Origin of the sequence: Sutterella wadsworthensis 2_1_59BFAA, from assembly GCF_000297775.1 — a bacterium.
GTDB lineage: Bacteria > Pseudomonadota > Gammaproteobacteria > Burkholderiales > Burkholderiaceae_F > Sutterella > Sutterella wadsworthensis_A.
Window position 1 is genome coordinate 254,070 of sequence record NZ_JH815514.1, and the last position, 15,387, is coordinate 269,456.

At 62.5% G+C, this 15,387-nt stretch carries 14 protein-coding genes; 8 read left to right on the forward strand and 6 right to left on the reverse strand.

From position 1 onward, the window contains the following. Positions 1-9 precede the first annotated feature (9 nt). Positions 10-1,872, forward strand: a complete 1,863-nt coding sequence (ptsP, locus tag HMPREF9465_RS03265; RefSeq protein WP_005434103.1) for a phosphoenolpyruvate--protein phosphotransferase — start codon at positions 10-12, stop codon at positions 1,870-1,872. Then, positions 1,869-2,561 (forward strand): YecA family protein, encoded by a 693-nt coding sequence (locus HMPREF9465_RS03270; protein ID WP_005434104.1) that lies wholly within the window; start codon positions 1,869-1,871, stop codon positions 2,559-2,561. Before ptsP ends, HMPREF9465_RS03270 begins: the two co-directional genes overlap by 4 nt. 9 nt (positions 2,562-2,570) lie before the next feature. Here HMPREF9465_RS03270 and HMPREF9465_RS03275 read toward each other — a convergent pair whose 3' ends face one another. From HMPREF9465_RS03275 to HMPREF9465_RS03285, 3 genes are read right to left on the reverse strand one after another with little or no spacing between them, the layout of a single operon-like run. Then, positions 2,571-3,908, reverse strand: coding sequence for an AmpG family muropeptide MFS transporter (locus HMPREF9465_RS03275; RefSeq protein WP_005434105.1), 1,338 nt, complete (start codon positions 3,906-3,908; stop codon positions 2,571-2,573). After that, a complete protein-coding gene (locus HMPREF9465_RS03280; protein WP_005434106.1) occupies positions 3,909-4,598 on the reverse strand; it encodes a 16S rRNA pseudouridine(516) synthase in 690 nt (229 codons plus the stop codon). Between the two features lie 3 nt (positions 4,599-4,601). After that, on the reverse strand, positions 4,602-5,384 hold the full coding sequence (locus HMPREF9465_RS03285; protein ID WP_005434107.1) for an exodeoxyribonuclease III: 783 nt from the start codon (positions 5,382-5,384) through the stop codon (positions 4,602-4,604). Between the two features lie 114 nt (positions 5,385-5,498). Between HMPREF9465_RS03285 and pyrE the strand changes: the two genes are divergently transcribed. Further along, positions 5,499-6,176: an orotate phosphoribosyltransferase gene (gene pyrE, locus HMPREF9465_RS03290; RefSeq protein ID WP_038006341.1), complete on the forward strand. Its 678-nt coding sequence runs from the start codon at positions 5,499-5,501 to the stop codon at positions 6,174-6,176. A gap of 96 nt (positions 6,177-6,272) precedes the next feature. Here the strand turns inward: pyrE and gatB are convergent, their stop codons facing one another. From gatB to gatC, 3 genes are read right to left on the reverse strand one after another with little or no spacing between them, the layout of a single operon-like run. Beyond that, complete coding sequence (gene gatB, locus HMPREF9465_RS03295) at positions 6,273-7,724, reverse strand: Asp-tRNA(Asn)/Glu-tRNA(Gln) amidotransferase subunit GatB (RefSeq protein ID WP_005434109.1); 1,452 nt, start codon at positions 7,722-7,724, stop codon at positions 6,273-6,275. A 21-nt stretch (positions 7,725-7,745) separates the two neighbouring features. Next, the gene (gene gatA / locus HMPREF9465_RS03300) at positions 7,746-9,206 is read right to left on the reverse strand and encodes an Asp-tRNA(Asn)/Glu-tRNA(Gln) amidotransferase subunit GatA (RefSeq protein ID WP_005434110.1); all 1,461 of its coding nucleotides are present in this window, start codon (positions 9,204-9,206) and stop codon (positions 7,746-7,748) included. 15 nt (positions 9,207-9,221) lie between these two features. Beyond that, on the reverse strand, positions 9,222-9,509 hold the full coding sequence (gene gatC / locus HMPREF9465_RS03305) for an Asp-tRNA(Asn)/Glu-tRNA(Gln) amidotransferase subunit GatC (protein WP_005434111.1): 288 nt from the start codon (positions 9,507-9,509) through the stop codon (positions 9,222-9,224). A gap of 264 nt (positions 9,510-9,773) precedes the next feature. Between gatC and HMPREF9465_RS03310 the strand changes: the two genes are divergently transcribed. The 5 genes from HMPREF9465_RS03310 to rodA all read left to right on the forward strand — a co-directional run bounded on the left by HMPREF9465_RS03310 (position 9,774) and on the right by rodA (position 15,370). After that, positions 9,774-10,817 (forward strand): rod shape-determining protein, encoded by a 1,044-nt coding sequence (locus tag HMPREF9465_RS03310; protein WP_005434112.1) that lies wholly within the window; start codon positions 9,774-9,776, stop codon positions 10,815-10,817. An 85-nt stretch (positions 10,818-10,902) separates the two neighbouring features. Continuing rightward, a complete protein-coding gene (mreC, locus tag HMPREF9465_RS03315) occupies positions 10,903-11,796 on the forward strand; it encodes a rod shape-determining protein MreC (RefSeq protein WP_005434113.1) in 894 nt (297 codons plus the stop codon). Beyond that, the gene (gene mreD, locus HMPREF9465_RS03320) at positions 11,793-12,332 is read left to right on the forward strand and encodes a rod shape-determining protein MreD (RefSeq protein WP_005434114.1); all 540 of its coding nucleotides are present in this window, start codon (positions 11,793-11,795) and stop codon (positions 12,330-12,332) included. The genes mreC and mreD overlap by 4 nt, the downstream gene beginning before the upstream one ends. Before the next feature lie 15 nt (positions 12,333-12,347). After that, positions 12,348-14,243, forward strand: a complete 1,896-nt coding sequence (mrdA, locus tag HMPREF9465_RS03325; protein ID WP_005434115.1) for a penicillin-binding protein 2 — start codon at positions 12,348-12,350, stop codon at positions 14,241-14,243. Between the two features lie 14 nt (positions 14,244-14,257). Further along, a complete protein-coding gene (gene rodA, locus HMPREF9465_RS03330) occupies positions 14,258-15,370 on the forward strand; it encodes a rod shape-determining protein RodA (protein ID WP_005434116.1) in 1,113 nt (370 codons plus the stop codon). Positions 15,371-15,387: the final 17 nt, after the last annotated feature.

The following is a 15,387-nucleotide window of genomic DNA, read 5'->3' on the forward strand; positions in this document are numbered from 1 at the left end:
GAATCCACCATGAGTGACGAACCCCTCGTTGCGTCCTCCACAGTCGAAGAACAGGCACCGCCTCCCGAAAAGCTGACGGGCATCAGCGTCTATCCCGGCATCGCCTACGGCCTCTGCCAGCAATTCTCCGCCGGCGATCTGGAGATCCCGCAGTTCGTCATCGAAAAGACCGGAACCCGCGGCGAAATCCAGCGCCTGCGCGCCGCCATCGCCACCGTCGACAAGCAGCTCGGCGCCCTGATCGACTCCGCCGACGAAGACATGCCGGCCGAGGCGGCGGCGTTCATCGACGTGCACCGCACCATCCTTCGAGACCCCACCCTGATCGAGGAGACCGTCGACATCATCAAGGAAAAGCTCGTCAACGCCGAATGGGCGCTGTCGCTGCGCCTTGAAAAGACGCGACGAGACTTCGAGTCCATCGAGGACGACTACATCCGCGAACGCATCAAGGACATCGCGCACGTCGTCCTGCGCGTGCAGCGCGTGCTCACGGGCAGGCGCTCCGCCTCAAGCCTTCTTGAAGCGGAAGGCCTTGACGAGACGATCATTCTCGTGGCCGACCAGCTCGATCCCGCCGACATGCTGCTTCTGCGCGGCCGAGACGACCTCGACATCGCGGGCATCATCCTCGAGGAAGGCAGCATTACGAGTCATGCCGTCATTCTTGCGCGCTCGCTTGAAATTCCGACTCTGGTCGGCGTCAAGGGCGCCTGCGAGATCCTCGAGACCGACGTGCCCGTCCTGCTCAACGCGGACGAAGAGCTCATCGACCTGAGCCCCTCCGCCGAAAAGCGCAGGAACGCACGCCAGCGCATGAAGCTTCTGACCGCCGAGAAGAAGCGCCTCAAGAAGCTCAAGCAGTTTGACGCGGTCACGCTCGACGGACACACGATCAAGCTCTTCGCCAACATCGCGCTCCCCGAGGACGTCAAGGACGTCCATCGCGCGGGTGCGGACGGCGTCGGGCTCTTCCGCACGGAATTCCTCTTCATGAACCGCGACGACCTTCCCTGCGAAGACGAGCAGTACAACGCGTACTGCCGCGTCATCCGCTCGATGAAGGGCCAGCCCGTCGTGATTCGCACGGCCGACCTCGGCGGCGACAAGGTCATGTCGCAGGACGCCCTCGAAAAGCTCACCACCGGACCGCTCGAGGAGCTGAATCCCTCGCTCGGCCTCAGGGGCCTGCGCTTCTGCTTTGCGCATCCGAAGCTCTTCGTCACGCAGCTTCGCGCAATCCTGCGCGCCGCCGCCACGGGGTCGGGCAATGTCAGAATCCTGCTGCCGATGGTCACATCGCCCGAGGACGTCAGCAGGGTGCGCGAATTCATCTCGCTGGCCTGCAGCGAACTTGCCGCCGAAGGCCAGAAGTTCACCGCCGACGTTCCGCTCGGTGGAATGGTCGAGGTTCCCGCCGCCGTCATGATGCTCAAGGACCTGATTCCCGTCCTCGACTTCTTCTCGCTCGGCACCAACGACCTCGTGCAGTACACGCTGGCCGTCGACCGAACGAATGCAGCGGTTTCAAAGTACTACGACGAGTGCCACCCGAGCGTGCTGCGCATGATCGCCACGACGGTCAGACAGGTCCACCAGGCAGGCAAGAGCGTGTCCGTATGCGGTGAAATGGCTGCCCGACCGGAACTCGTCCCCTTCTTCATCGGACTCGGATGCACGCGTCTTTCCATGACGCTCACCCAGATTCCCGCCATCAAGAAGCGAATTCTGAAGACCGACAGGGCCAAGGCCGAAGTCTTCGCAGCCAGCGTGCTGCGACGCCGATCCGCCAAGGCCGTCCATCAATCCTTTATTCAGGAGGAGGAGGCCTTCCAGAACAGGAAGGTCGCCGATCCGTCCACTACCCTATGAGCAATTCCTACGAAAAACCGCTGAACGATGACGAGTTCGTCGAACTCGGCGAACTGCTTGCCGCCATGCCCGAACCGTTCGAGCCGATGGAGCCCGACTACATGGACGGCTTCCTCACCGCGCTTCTGTGCCTGCCCGACGAGCCGTCTCCCGGCGACTGGATGCCCTACATCTTCGACTCCCAGGCCCGTCAGGACGCCGCTCTGGCGGATCCCGACGAACAGGACCGTCTGGAGGAACTCATCTACCGCCGCTACCGCTCCATCGACACGACGCTTGCGCGCTGCCGCCCCATCGATCCGATCATCTACGAGATCGAGGACAACCGCGGCCGTCCCGTGCGGGGCGCCGACAGCGTGGCCGCCGTCATTCCGTTCGCCCTCGGCTTCTCCGAAGTGATCAACCGCTGGGAAGGTCTCAAGGACAGCACGGACGACCGCATCAACGGCGCCCTGCTCGGTATCCTCCGTCATCTGCCCGACGACGTGGCGGGCGACCTTGCGGAAATCAAGGCGGACCTTGATCTGGAAAGCCCGATCGAGAACCTTGACCAGGCGCTTGAAGACATCGCGGAAAGCGTCGCGGAAATCGCAGCCGTCACCCGCGGCTTCGAAAAGAAGGAGGAGCCTCCCAAGAAGAAGCCCGCTCCGAAGGGCCCGCGCCGTCCGCAGGGCGGCCGACGCCACTGAGGCACGAGACTACTTCTCCGCGCGCCCGCCGCTCATCAGCTCCCGGGCGCGCGCCTGCCTGCTCACCCACCAGACAAGCAGGATCACGGGCACGCCCATCGATGCCGTCAGGAGAAAGAAGCCCTGATAGCCGAGGCTCTCGACCATTACGCCCGAAAAGCCTGCGATGAACTTCGGCAGAAGCAGCATCAGGCTGCTGAAGAGCGCGTACTGCGTCGCAGAATAGGCCTTGTTCGTAAGGCTTGAGAGGTACGCGATGAAGGCCGCGCTCGCAAGACCTGCCGCAAGGTTGTCGGCGGACACCGTGAAGATGAGAAATCCTACGTTGTGACCAATGCCGGCCAGTGCGGCGAAGAGAAGGTTCGTCACGGCGGCAAGGACCGCACCGACGGCCATCGTCTTGAGAATTCCCAGACGCATCGTCACGATGCCGCCCACGAAAGCACCCGCGAGCGTCATCACGACGCCGAACACCTTGGAGACCGTCGCGATCTCCTCCTTGGTGAAGCCCGTGTCCGAATAGAAGGGGTTGGCCATCACGCCCATGACGATGTCGGAGATGCGGTAGGTGGCGATCAACAGCAGAATGCCCGCCGCCCCCCAGCCGAAGCGCACGAAGAAGTCCCTGAAGGGCGCGACAACATTGATAGCGAAGCGCTCGGGCCACGAGCGGCTCACGGCTTCTACGGGCCGGACGGGTGCCTCGGGCTCCTTCACGAAGAGCACCGTCAGCACGCCCACGCACATGGACGCCGCCATGCCGAGATAGGCGAACTCCCAGGCATGCGGAAAGTAGCCCGTCTCTCCGCCTGCGCTCCAGGCCGCCAGCGCGAGCGTGCCTGCGCCCGCCCAGATCATGGCCAGCCGATAGCCCGTCTGGTACATGGCGGCGAGCACGGCCTGCAGATTCGAGTCCGCAGACTCGATGCGGTAGGCGTCGAGCGCAATGTCCTGTGTCGCCGAAAAGAACGCGCACATGAGCGCAAAGACCATGATACCCTGCAGGTGATGCAGGGGATCCGACACCGCCATGCCCGCCAACGCCGCAATGACGCCCGCCTGGGACAGCAGGAGCCAGGAGCGACGGCGCCCGAGCAGGCGCCCGAGCACGGGAATGCGCAGACGGTCGACGGCCGGCGCCCACACCCACTTGAAGCCGTAGACGAGTCCGATCCAGCTGAAGAAGCCGATGGTCTTCAGATCAACCCCCGCCTCCCTCAGCCAGAAGCTGAGCGTGCCCAGAATAAGCAGCAGGGGAAGTCCCGAGCTGAAGCCAAGCAGGAACATCCTGACAGGCTGAGGCTGCAGGTAGACACGAAAGTCGGATATCAGCGCCCTGACGTTCATTTAGACCAGATCTTTCTTCGTCAGCCAGACCCATTCGCCCTGCTTGAGCGTCTCGGGCATCACGTAGAGGCCGAAGGCGGAGCGGTGAAGGCCGTCGCAGCGGTTCGAGCACGCTGCGATCATGCGCTTGACCTGATGGTACTTGCCCTGCACGAGCGTCATGCGAAGATGGTGTTCGTCAAGGATCTCCACGTCCTTGGCGGCCACGGGCTTGGGATCGTCGTCGAGCACGACGCCCGCCATGAGCTTTTCGCGAGTCTTCTCATCCACGGGATGCCTGCAGACGACGTCGTAGATCTTCGAGACGTGGCGCTTGGGATGGATGAGACGATGCTGCAGCGCGCCGTCGTCCGTAAAGATCAGCACGCCCGTCGTATCGACATCGAGACGGCCAACGGGCTGCATGTTGCGGCGGCGAAGCGGACTTGGCAGCAGCGTCATGACGGAGGGATGAGCGGAAGGCTTCATCGAGCACTCGTAGCCCGCAGGCTTGTTGAGCGCAATGATCGCCTTCTCAAAGTACGGCCAGTCGGTGCCGAGGCAGCGGAAGACGAGACCTTCGGTCTCGACGTCCTCGTCGGGATCGTCGTGCACTTCGGCTGCGATTTCAACGGCACCGGAGGCCACCATGGCCGCACAGTCATAGCGCGTGCCGAAGCCCTGGGAAAAAAGCACGTCCTTGAGCAGCATTCGTCAGTCCTCGAGAGAAAAGTCGTAGTCGATGGTGAGCGGCGCATGATCCGAGAACTTCTCGTCCGGATAAATCGACGCAGCGCGGGCGGCGGCCGCCACGTTTTCGGTGGCCAGATGATAGTCGATGCGCCAGCCGACGTTCTTGGCACGCGCCTGACCGCGCTGGCTCCACCAGGTGTACTGCTCGGGTCTGGCGTCGACAAGACGGAAGACGTCGCGCCAACCGTGCTTCTCGAACAGATCCGTCAGCCACTGGCGTTCCTCGGGAAGAAAGCCCGAGTTCTTGACGTTGCCCTTCCAGTTCTTGAGGTCGATCTCCTTGTGGGCGATGTTCACGTCGCCGCAGAGAATGACGCGACGGCCGGAGGTCCTGAGCTCGTCCATGTGCTTCAGGAAGGATGCGAGGAAGCGGAACTTCGCCTCCTGACGTTCCTCGGACGAGGAGCCCGATGGGAAATAGCAGGAGATGACGCTGAGATCACCAAAGATCGCCTCAACATAGCGGCCTTCGGCATCAAACTCGGGATCGCCGAATCCGTAGCGGACCTCGTCGGGCTTCCGACGGCACCAGATGCCGCAGCCCGAGTAGCCCTTCTTTTCGGCGCAGTGGAAGAAGGCCTGATAGCCAGGAAGCCCGGCGACCTCGGCAGGGATGTCCTTCTCCTGAGCCTTGAGTTCCTGGATGCAGAGCACGTCCGCGTTCTGGGCCTGAAACCAATTGAAGAAGCCCTTGGTCAGTGCGGAACGCACGCCGTTGGCGTTGAAAGTCACGATACGGAACATCGGAGTCCTCTAGAAACAAGATTCGAATGGTTAAGGATACCGAGGTTTAGCAGTACAATGCCACACGATCCCGCGAGGTCGTGCGACCTCTTTTTCCCTTTTGAAAAAACAGTCATGCAACCGATTCAAGAACAGTTCATCGAATTTGCCCTGGAAGCCGACGTCCTTCGCTTCGGCGAGTTCAAGACCAAGGCCGGCCGTCTCTCTCCGTACTTCTTCAACGCCGGCCTCTTCAACACCGGTGCCCTGCTCGACCGCCTCGGCGAGTTCTATGCGAAGACGCTTCTGGCTGCCCGCGACGCCGGCCGCATCGAGTTCGACATGATTTTCGGTCCCGCCTACAAGGGCATCCCGCTGGCCGCCTCCGTGGCCATGAATCTCTCCCGCCTCGGCTGCGACGTGCCCTGGGCCTTCAACCGCAAGGAAGCCAAGGACCACGGCGAAGGCGGCGTGATCGTCGGCGCCCCGCTCAAGGGCAAGGTCGTGATCATCGACGACGTGATCTCCGCCGGCACCTCCGTGCGCGAATCCGTCAAGATCATCCAGGCCAACGGTGCCGTCCCCTCCGGCGTGCTGATCGCCCTTGACCGTCAGGAACGCGGCGGCAATGCCGTCGAAATGACGGAAACCTCCGCCGTTCAAGACGTCGAAAAGACGCTCGGCATGAACGTCGCCTCGATCATCTGCCTCAACGACCTGCTCGCCTTCATGAACGGCGACACGGACATGGCCAAGGCCGTCTCCTGCCACAAGGAAGCCGTGGCCGCCTACCGTGCCCGCTACGGCGCCTGAGAGGCACGCTGAACAGCGTCGGGCCTGAGGCCCGACAACAAAAAAGGAAGCGTCAAATGACGCTTCCTTTTTTTATTTGCCGGTCAGGCGAACTGATCAGGCGCCGAGCTTCTTGCGAAGGAGTTCGTTGACCTGGGCGGGATTGGCCTTGCCGCGCGTGGCCTTCATGCACTGGCCCACGAGGGCGTTGAAGGCCTTCTGCTTGCCTGCGCGGAACTCGTCGACGGACTTCTGGTTCGCCGCAAGCACTTCATCGATGATGCCTTCGAGCGCGCCGGTGTCTGAAATCTGCTTCAGACCCTTGCTCTCGATGAGCGCGTCGACGTCGGTGCCCTCGCCTTCCCAGACGGCCGCAAAGATCTGCTTGGCGCCCTTCTGGTTGACGGTGTTGTCGAGGATGCGGCCGAGAATCGCGGCGAGGATTTCAGGCGTCACGGGTGCCTTGCCGAAGGTCATGCCCTCGACGCCGTTGACGGCGGCGGAGAGTTCGCCCATGACCCAGTTGGCGGCCATCTTGCGGTCGGAGACCTTGGCGGCAAGCGCAACGTAGTAGTCGGCGATGTCGCGGCTGGCGGTCAGCATCGAGGCATCGTACTGCGGCAGGCCGAATTCGGACTGCAGGCGCTCGCAGAGCTGGTGCGGAAGCTCGGGCATCTCGCCGCGAACCCTTTCGATCCATTCGTCGCTGATTTCGAGCGGAAGAAGATCGGGATCCGGGAAGTAACGGTAGTCCATCGAGTCTTCCTTCGTGCGCATCTGACGCGTCTCGCCCTTGTCCGGGTCATAGAGGCGGGTGGCCTGAACGACCTTGCCGCCGTCCTCTATGAGCTCGATCTGGCGACGGACTTCGTAGTCGATGGCTTCCTGCAGGAAGCGGAAGGAATTCAGGTTCTTGATTTCACAGCGCGTGCCGAACTCCTTCTGGCCGACGGGGCGCACGGACACGTTGGCGTCACAGCGGAAGTTGCCCTCCTGCATGTTGCCGTCCGAGATGCCGAGCCAGACCACGAGGGCGTGAAGCGCGCGGGCGTAGCCCACAGCTTCGGCGGCGGAGCGCATTTCCGGTTCCGTCACGATCTCGAGAAGCGGCGTGCCGGCGCGATTGAGATCGATGCCGGAGCAGCCCTGGACGAGGCCGTGAATGGACTTGCCGGCGTCTTCCTCAAGATGAGCGCGCGTCAGGTTGACGGTCTTGACGTACGGATCCCCCTTCTTGGGCTGAACGGGGAAGGTCAGCTTGCCACCGAGGACGACCGGCAGCTCGAACTGACTGATCTGGTAGCCCTTGGGCAGGTCAGGGTAGAAGTAGTTCTTGCGGTCGAAAACGGAATGATTCGCGACCGTGGCGTCGATGGCGAGGCCGAAGCGGATGGCCTTCTCAACGGCGCTGTGGTTGAGCACCGGCAGGCTGCCGGGAAGAGCCAGGTCAACGTAGCAGGCGTTGACGTTGGGCTCGTCGCCGAAGTGGCGGGCGGCACCGGAAAAAATCTTGGAACGGGTCGAGAGCTGAACGTGCGTCTCAAGACCGATCACAACTTCCCACTGCATGGTTTATTTCTCCTGAGACTCTCAATAACCGGCCGGACGGCGAAGATGCCAGTCCGTTTCACGCTGCCAGGCAGCCGCGACCCCGAGCAGACGGGCTTCGCTGAACGTTTCGCCGAGTAGCTGGAAGCCGAGCGGGCGGCCGTTGGAATGGATGCCGCACGGCACGGAAATGCCGGGCAGGCCTGCGAGAGAGGCAGGCACGGTGTAGAGGTCGGACAGATAGGCCGAGACGGGGTCAGCATTGGCGCCGAAGTCGTAGGCGGTGCCGGCCGTCACGGGGCTGATGATCACGTCGACCTTTTTGAAGGTTTCATGGAATTCCTTGGCAATCAGGCGACGGACCTTCTGAGCCTTCAGGTAGTAGGCGTCGTAGTAGCCGTGGGAAAGCACGTACGTTCCGATCATGATGCGGCGCTTGGGTTCCGCACCGAAGCCCTCGTTGCGGGACTTCTTGATCATGTCCACGATGTCCGTGTAGTCGGCGGCGCGATGACCGTAGCGAACGCCGTCGAAGCGGGACAGGTTGGAGCTGGCTTCGGCACAGGCCACGACGTAGTAGACGGGCACGCCGAGCTCGGCCATCGGCAGCTCGATGTCGACGATTTCAGCACCGAGGCGGCGGTACGTTTCGATAGCCTCTTCAATGGAGGTGCGGAGTTCGGGATCGAGCCCCTCGCCGAGCCACTTGCGCGGCACACCGATTCGAAGGCCGGCGACGCCGTCGTTGAGGTGACGCTTGAAGTCCTCGGTGGGCATGTTGACGGACGTGGAGTCCTTGGGGTCGAAGCCGACCATGCTGCCGAGCACCCATGCGCAGTCCTCGGCCGAATGACCGAGAAGACCAGCCGTGTCGAGCGAGGAGGCGAAGGCAATCATGCCGAGACGGGACGGACGGCCGTACGTGGGCTTCATGCCGGTCACACCGGTGAAGCTGGCCGGCTCGCGGATGGAGCCACCCGTGTCGGTGCCTGTGACGATGGGCGCGAGACCTGCGGCCACGGCGCTCGAGGAGCCGCCGGAGGAGCCGCCCGGAACGGCGTTCGCGTCCCAGGGATTGAAGACCTTGCCGTAGGCGGAGTTTTCATTGCCCGAGCCCATGGCAAACTCGTCGCAGTTGAGCTTGCCGAGGCAGACCATGCCCTCGTCCTTGAGCTGGCGCACGACCGTAGCGTCAAAGGGACTCATGTAGCCCTCGAGCATGCGGCTGGCGGCGGTGGAGGCCCATTCGCGCGTTACGAAGATGTCCTTGTGGGCGATGGGAATGCCGGTGAGCGGCGTGGCCGTTCCCGCGGCAATGCGCTCGTCGGCCTGACGAGCCTGCTCGAGCGTGGCTTCCGGACGGACGTCGAGGAAAGCGTTGAGATCCTTGTGGGCTTCAATGCGGGCCAGATAGTGCTGGGCGAGTTCGACCGCCGAAACTTCACGGGCGGCCAGCATTCGGGACAGTTCGGCCACCGAAGCGAAAGTAATGTCCTTTTCCATTTCCTGCTCGTTCGATTATTCAATGACTTGGGGGACCAGGAAACAGCCTTCGGCCTGCTCCGGTGCGTTCTTCATGTTTTCGCTGCGGTCCACCTCTTCCGAGACGACGTCGTCACGCAGACGCTGAACGCCGTCGTGCGGATTGGGCATAGGAGCGATGCCCGTCGTATCCACGGAGCTGATGCGTTCTATCATCTGGAAAATATCGTTGAGTTCGCCCTGAACGATCCTGGCCTGCTCATCAGAAATGTCGATACGGCCAAGGTCGGCAATGCGGCGAATGTCGTCCATCGTAAGGGACATAGTCGTGCTTCTCTTATGCGGTTTAAATTCGAGGATGGGATTCAGTTCCCGCCAAGGATTTTTTTAAGCTTTGAAACACTCAAACACAAGAGAGCAAAGCTCGCGAACCTAATTCACACTCCAGCGGGCGATCAGTTAGTTTATCATTAACAGATTGCTTCTGGGTCTCGCCAAACCCGCGCCGTCAGCGAATCTCAGCGCTTCCGGCACCGTTCCATTCCCTCCCTCGAAGCGGCCGCTTCACCCTACACCAGGCAACAGAAAATGTTTGGATTCTTCCGCAATTACTTCTCCAATGACCTTGCCATTGACCTCGGCACCGCCAACACGCTCATCTACATGCGCGGCAAGGGCATCGTCCTGAATGAACCCAGCGTTGTTGCCATCCGCCAGGAGGGCGGTCCCAACGGAAAGACCACGATTCACGCCGTCGGCCACACCGCCAAGCAGATGCTCGGCCGTGTGCCCGGCAACATCAACGCCATCCGTCCGATGAAGGACGGCGTGATCGCCGACTTCACGGTGACCGAGCAGATGCTCAAGCAGTTCATCCGCATGGCCAGCCCGTCCCGTCTCTTCGCTCCCTCTCCGCGCATCATCATCTGCGTTCCCTGCGGCTCCACGCAGGTCGAGCGCCGCGCGATCAAGGAAAGCGCTCTGGCCGCCGGCGCCTCCGAGGTCTACCTGATTGAAGAACCGATGGCCGCCGCCATCGGTGCGGGCCTTCCCGTGAACGAGGCTGCAGGCTCCCTCGTCGTCGACATCGGCGGCGGCACGACGGAAGTGGGCCTCATCTCGCTGGGCGGCATGGTCTACGCAGGCTCCGTCCGCGTGGGCGGCGACAAGTTCGACCAGGCCATCATCAACTACATCCGCCGCAACTTCGGCATGCTCATCGGCGAACCGACGGCCGAGATGATCAAGAAGAAGATCGGCTCCGCCTTCCCCGGCTCCGAAGTCATGGAAATCGAAGTCAAGGGCCGCAACATCGCCGAAGGCGTGCCCCGCACCTTCACCGTCCACTCCAACGAGATTCTCGAGGCGCTCTCCGAGCCGCTCAACCAGATCGTCGTCGCCGTCAAGAACGCCCTTGAGAAGACGCCGCCCGAACTCGGCGCCGACATCGCCGAACACGGCCTCATGCTGACGGGCGGCGGCGCCCTGCTGCGCGACCTTGACCAGCTCCTCAAGGAGGAGACGGGCCTGCCCGTGCACGTCGCCGAAGAACCGCTCAACTGCGTGGTGAAGGGCTGCGGCATCGCCCTTGAAAACATGGACAAGCTCCGCACCGCCTTCGCGGCAGGCTAAGCACTTCCAGGACTGCTCCCGCGGGACCGTCCCGGGCGCATTTTTTTGTTTCAACCGAAGGCAAGGATCCCTAGGACATCTCTTCATGGAATACGGCCCGCCTCCACTCTTCAGACAAGGCATTTCTGCACGAGCCAGATTTTTGTTCTTCGTTCTGATCTGCGTCATCCTCATTCTGGTCGACGGGCGCCTTCGGTCACTCGACAACTTCCGCAGCGCGGTGATCAGCTTCACCACGCCCATGGTGCACGTCGCCACGCTTCCCATCACGCTGCTCGGCGAAGGCGAGGGCTACTTCATCAGCAAGGTCAAGCTCAAGACCGCCAACGACCAGCTGCTCGAGGAAAATCAGAAGCTCTCGCTCGAAGTCGCGCGTCTCCGTGAAATGCGCGAGGAGAACGAGCGCCTTCGACAGCTCGTCAACGCCGTTCCCCGCGAGGCAGACCGCGTGGTCACGGGCGAAGTGCTCGGTCGCGTCTCCGACCAGTTCACGCGCCGCCTGCAGATCAACCTCGGCGAGAAGAGCGGCATCGTGCAGGGCATGCCCGTCATCGGCGCCTTCGGCATTCTCGGCCAGATCACACGCGTGGCCGCCACCCAGTCCGAGATCACCCTCATCACCGACCACCGTCAGCGCATTGCCGTCATGAACGAGCGCACGGGCGAACGCTACATTCTTGCGGGCACCGGCGAAGAGCTGATGGACCTGCTCTTCGTGCAGCCCTCCGCGGACATCAAGGGCGGCGACCGACTCGTCACGTCCGGCCTCGACAAGATCTTCCCAAGGCAGATCATGGTGGGCACCGTGAACGAAACCCTTCACAAACCTGGCGAAACCTACATGGCCGTCTCGGTGATTCCGAGCGTCGAGCTTGAGGACATCCAGTTCGCCACGGTCATTCTGACGAACCCCAACGTCACGTCCGTCTTCGACAAGAAGGACAAGGACAGCACGATCAGGCGCAGAGCCGGACGATGAAGCAGTACAAGACCCTTGACATGAATGACGGACGCGGCGGCGAGCACATCCAGACCCACGCGCGCCCGCTCTGGATCATCAGCACGTTTCTGATCAGCTACCTGCTCAATCTGGCAAGCTCGACGGCGAACGTCCTCTGGCTTCCCGATCCGCTCGCGCTCACGCTCATCTACTGGACGATCCACCATCCGCGTCACGTGGGCATGACGATCGCCTTCATCTGCGGCCTTCTGATGGACGTGCAGAACGGCAGCGTCCTCGGCCAGCAGGCGCTCGCCTACGTCATCCTGTCCTATTCGGCCTACTCCCTGCACCGCAGGTTGCCCTGGTTCGGACTGGCGGGCCAGGCGCTGCACATCCTGCCGCTGCTGCTCGTGTCCCAGCTCGTCGTCCTGATGATCCGCCTGTGGTTCGACGGCCTCTGGCCCGGCTTCCCGTGGTTCCTCCAGAGCTTCACGGGCGCCCTTCTGTGGCCGGCCGCCTCCCTCATCCTCTCCCTTCCGGAGAGGCGCTCGCTCGGTCGCGAGTCCGTTTAAGGGGGAGTCGGCAAGGTGGCGCTTGACTTCAAGCAGGTGGACGCGGATCTGGTTCCCTTCAGAAGGCGTCTGCTCTTCGTCTTCTTTCTGGTGATCGTGCTCTTCTGCGTTCTGATCGGACGCTTCGCGTGGCTGCAGATCATCAACAAGAACGCCTACACGGAGCGTGCGGAAAAGAACCGCACGGTCACGGTTGTCTCGCAGGCCGCCCGCGGCCTCATCTACGACCGCAACGGCGAGCTGCTCGCGAAGAACACGCTCGCCTACTCTCTGGAAATCACGCCAGACAAGGTGTCCGACCTCGAGAAGACCATCGACGCGCTCTCGGAGATCATTCCCATCACGACGGCGGACCGCCGCCGCTTCGTGCGCCTGCGCGAAGACCTCAACCGCTATGACTCGATCCCCATCCGTCAGGAGCTCACCGACGAGGAGGTCGCCGTCTTCACGGGCCAGCAGTGGCGCTTTCCCGGCGTCGAGATCAACCAACGCGAATACCGCGTCTATCCCGAAGGGAGCGTCGGCAGCCACATCCTCGGCTACATCGGCTCCCTGTCCCAGTCCGACAAGAAGCGCCTGACCAGCGAGGGCCTCATCGACGACTACGAGGGTGAGCGCGTCATCGGCAAGGTCGGCATCGAGCGCAGCTACGAGAGCCTCCTTCACGGCACTCCGGGACACGAGACCCTGGAGATCACCGCAGGCGGCCATGCCGTGCGCTCTCTCGCCTTCGAGCCGCCCAAGGCAGGCAAGAACCTGCACCTGACGATCGACATGAACCTTCAGCGCGTCGCTGAAAACGCCATGAAGGGAAAGGTGGGCGCCGTCATCGCCATCCAGCCCAAGACGGGTGAGATCCTCTCCTTCGTCTCCATGCCGACCTACGATCCGAATCTCTTCCCAGGCGGCATCGATCCGAAGTCCTGGTCCCAGCTCAACACGGCCGAGACGAAGCCACTTCTCAACCGCGCCATGCGCGGCCTCTATCCGATCGGCTCCACGTACAAGCCGTTCGTTGCGCTCGCAGGCCTGGAGACGGGAGCGACGACTGCGGACTTCGTCCTTGACGACACGGGCGTCTTCACGCTCGGCAAGCACAGGTTCCGCGACATGAGCGGCGTGCCCAAGGGCAGGCTCGACCTTCGCAAGTCGATCGCCGTCTCGTCTGACGTCTACTACTACTGGCTCGCCACCCGCTTGGGCGTCGACACGATCCATGACTTCATGGTGCCCTGGGGCTTCGGCCAGAAGACAGGCATCGACCTCGTGGGCGAGCAGACGGGCGTTCTGCCCAGCAGGGAGTGGAAGGAGGCGCGCGTGAAGCAGCCGTGGATGGTGGGCGACACACCGTCGATCGGCATCGGCCAGGGCTACAACGCATTCACGCTGCTGCAGCTCGCGCACGCCACGTCCACGCTGGCCAACAGGGGCATCGTAATGACGCCCCATCTCGTCAAGAGGATCACGGATCCGTCGACCAACAAGGCCGAGGACGTTCCCGTCGAACCCGCCGCCGTCATTCCGCTCAAGTCCAGAAACGTGGAGACCGTGATCGCCGGCATGACCGACGTCTCGACCAAAGGCACGGCCCGCTTCGTCTTCAAGGGCGTGCCCTACACGGTCGCCTGCAAGACGGGCACCGCCCAGGTCGTCACCATCGCCCAGGACGACAAGTACGACGCCAAGAAGCTCGCGAAGAAGCACCACGACCACGCGCTCTTCATCGCGTTCGCGCCTGCACGCAATCCGCGCATCGCGCTTGCCGTTCTTGTTGAAAACGGCGGCTTTGGCGCCCAGGCGGCCGCTCCCGTTGCCCGACAGCTCATCGACTACTGGCTCACGGGCGCGAATTCGCTCGAGCTTCCGCCTCCGAAGGGCGTTCCCCTCATCACCCAGCGACGCAACCGCTGAGGAGCGATTTTGAAATGATTGAAACCATTTCCAGAACCGGCTACGCGTTCCTGAGGTACCTTGCAACGCGTCTGCTGCGCATCGACCTGATGCTGCTCGCCCTCGTCGTCACGCTGACGACGATCGGCTTCATCGCGCTCTTCTCCGCCGGCTACAGCTTCCCGTGGCGCATCGAGGGACAGATTCGCAACATCGCCGTCGCAGGCGTCGTCATGCTCGTCGTGTCCTGCATTCCCGTGAAGGCCTTCCAGAAGGCGACCGTTCCGATCTTCATCGTCGGCTGTGTGCTGCTGCTTCTGACGCATTTCTTCGGCGTGACCGTCAAGGGCGCCACCCGCTGGCTCAACGTCGGCGTGCGCATCCAGCCCTCGGAGCTCATGAAGCTTGCGGTCCCCATGATGCTCGCCTGGTACTACAACGTCAGAGGGGAGAACGTCTGCAACTGGGACCATCTGACGGCCTTCATCATCATGGCCGTCCCCGTCGGCCTCATCGTGAAGCAGCCCGACCTCGGCACCTCGATCCTCGTGCTCATCGCGGGCGCATCCGTCATCTTCTTCGCAGGCCTGAGCAAGCGCATCCTTGTTTCCCTCACGGGCATCCTTATCCTGTCGATGCCCGTCATCTGGAGCCTGATGCACGACTACCAGCGTCAGCGCGTGCTGACGCTTCTCGATCCGTCCGCGGACCCGCTCGGCAAGGGCTTCCACATTCTGCAGGCCCTCATCGCCATCGGCTCGGGCGGCTTCTCGGGCAAGGGCTGGATGGAAGGCACGCAGGCCCATCTCGACTTCATTCCCGAACGCACGAGCGACTTCCTCTTCGCCGTTTTCAGCGAGGAATTCGGCTTTGTCGGCAACCTCGTCCTGCTTGCGCTCTACACTGCGCTCATCGGCCGCAGCTTCTACATTGCGGCCTTCGCCGAAACGCGCTTCTCCCGCCTCCTTGCGGGCGCCATCGGCTGCATCTTCTTCACGTACACCTTCGTCAACATGGGCATGGTCAGTGGTATCCTGCCCGTGGTGGGCGTGCCGCTGCCCTTCATGAGCTACGGCGGCACGGCCCTTCTCATTCTCGGCGTCTGCACGGGCATTCTGCTCTCCGTTTCCGCCGAGTCCAAGCATTGACACGCCGCATCAGAAAA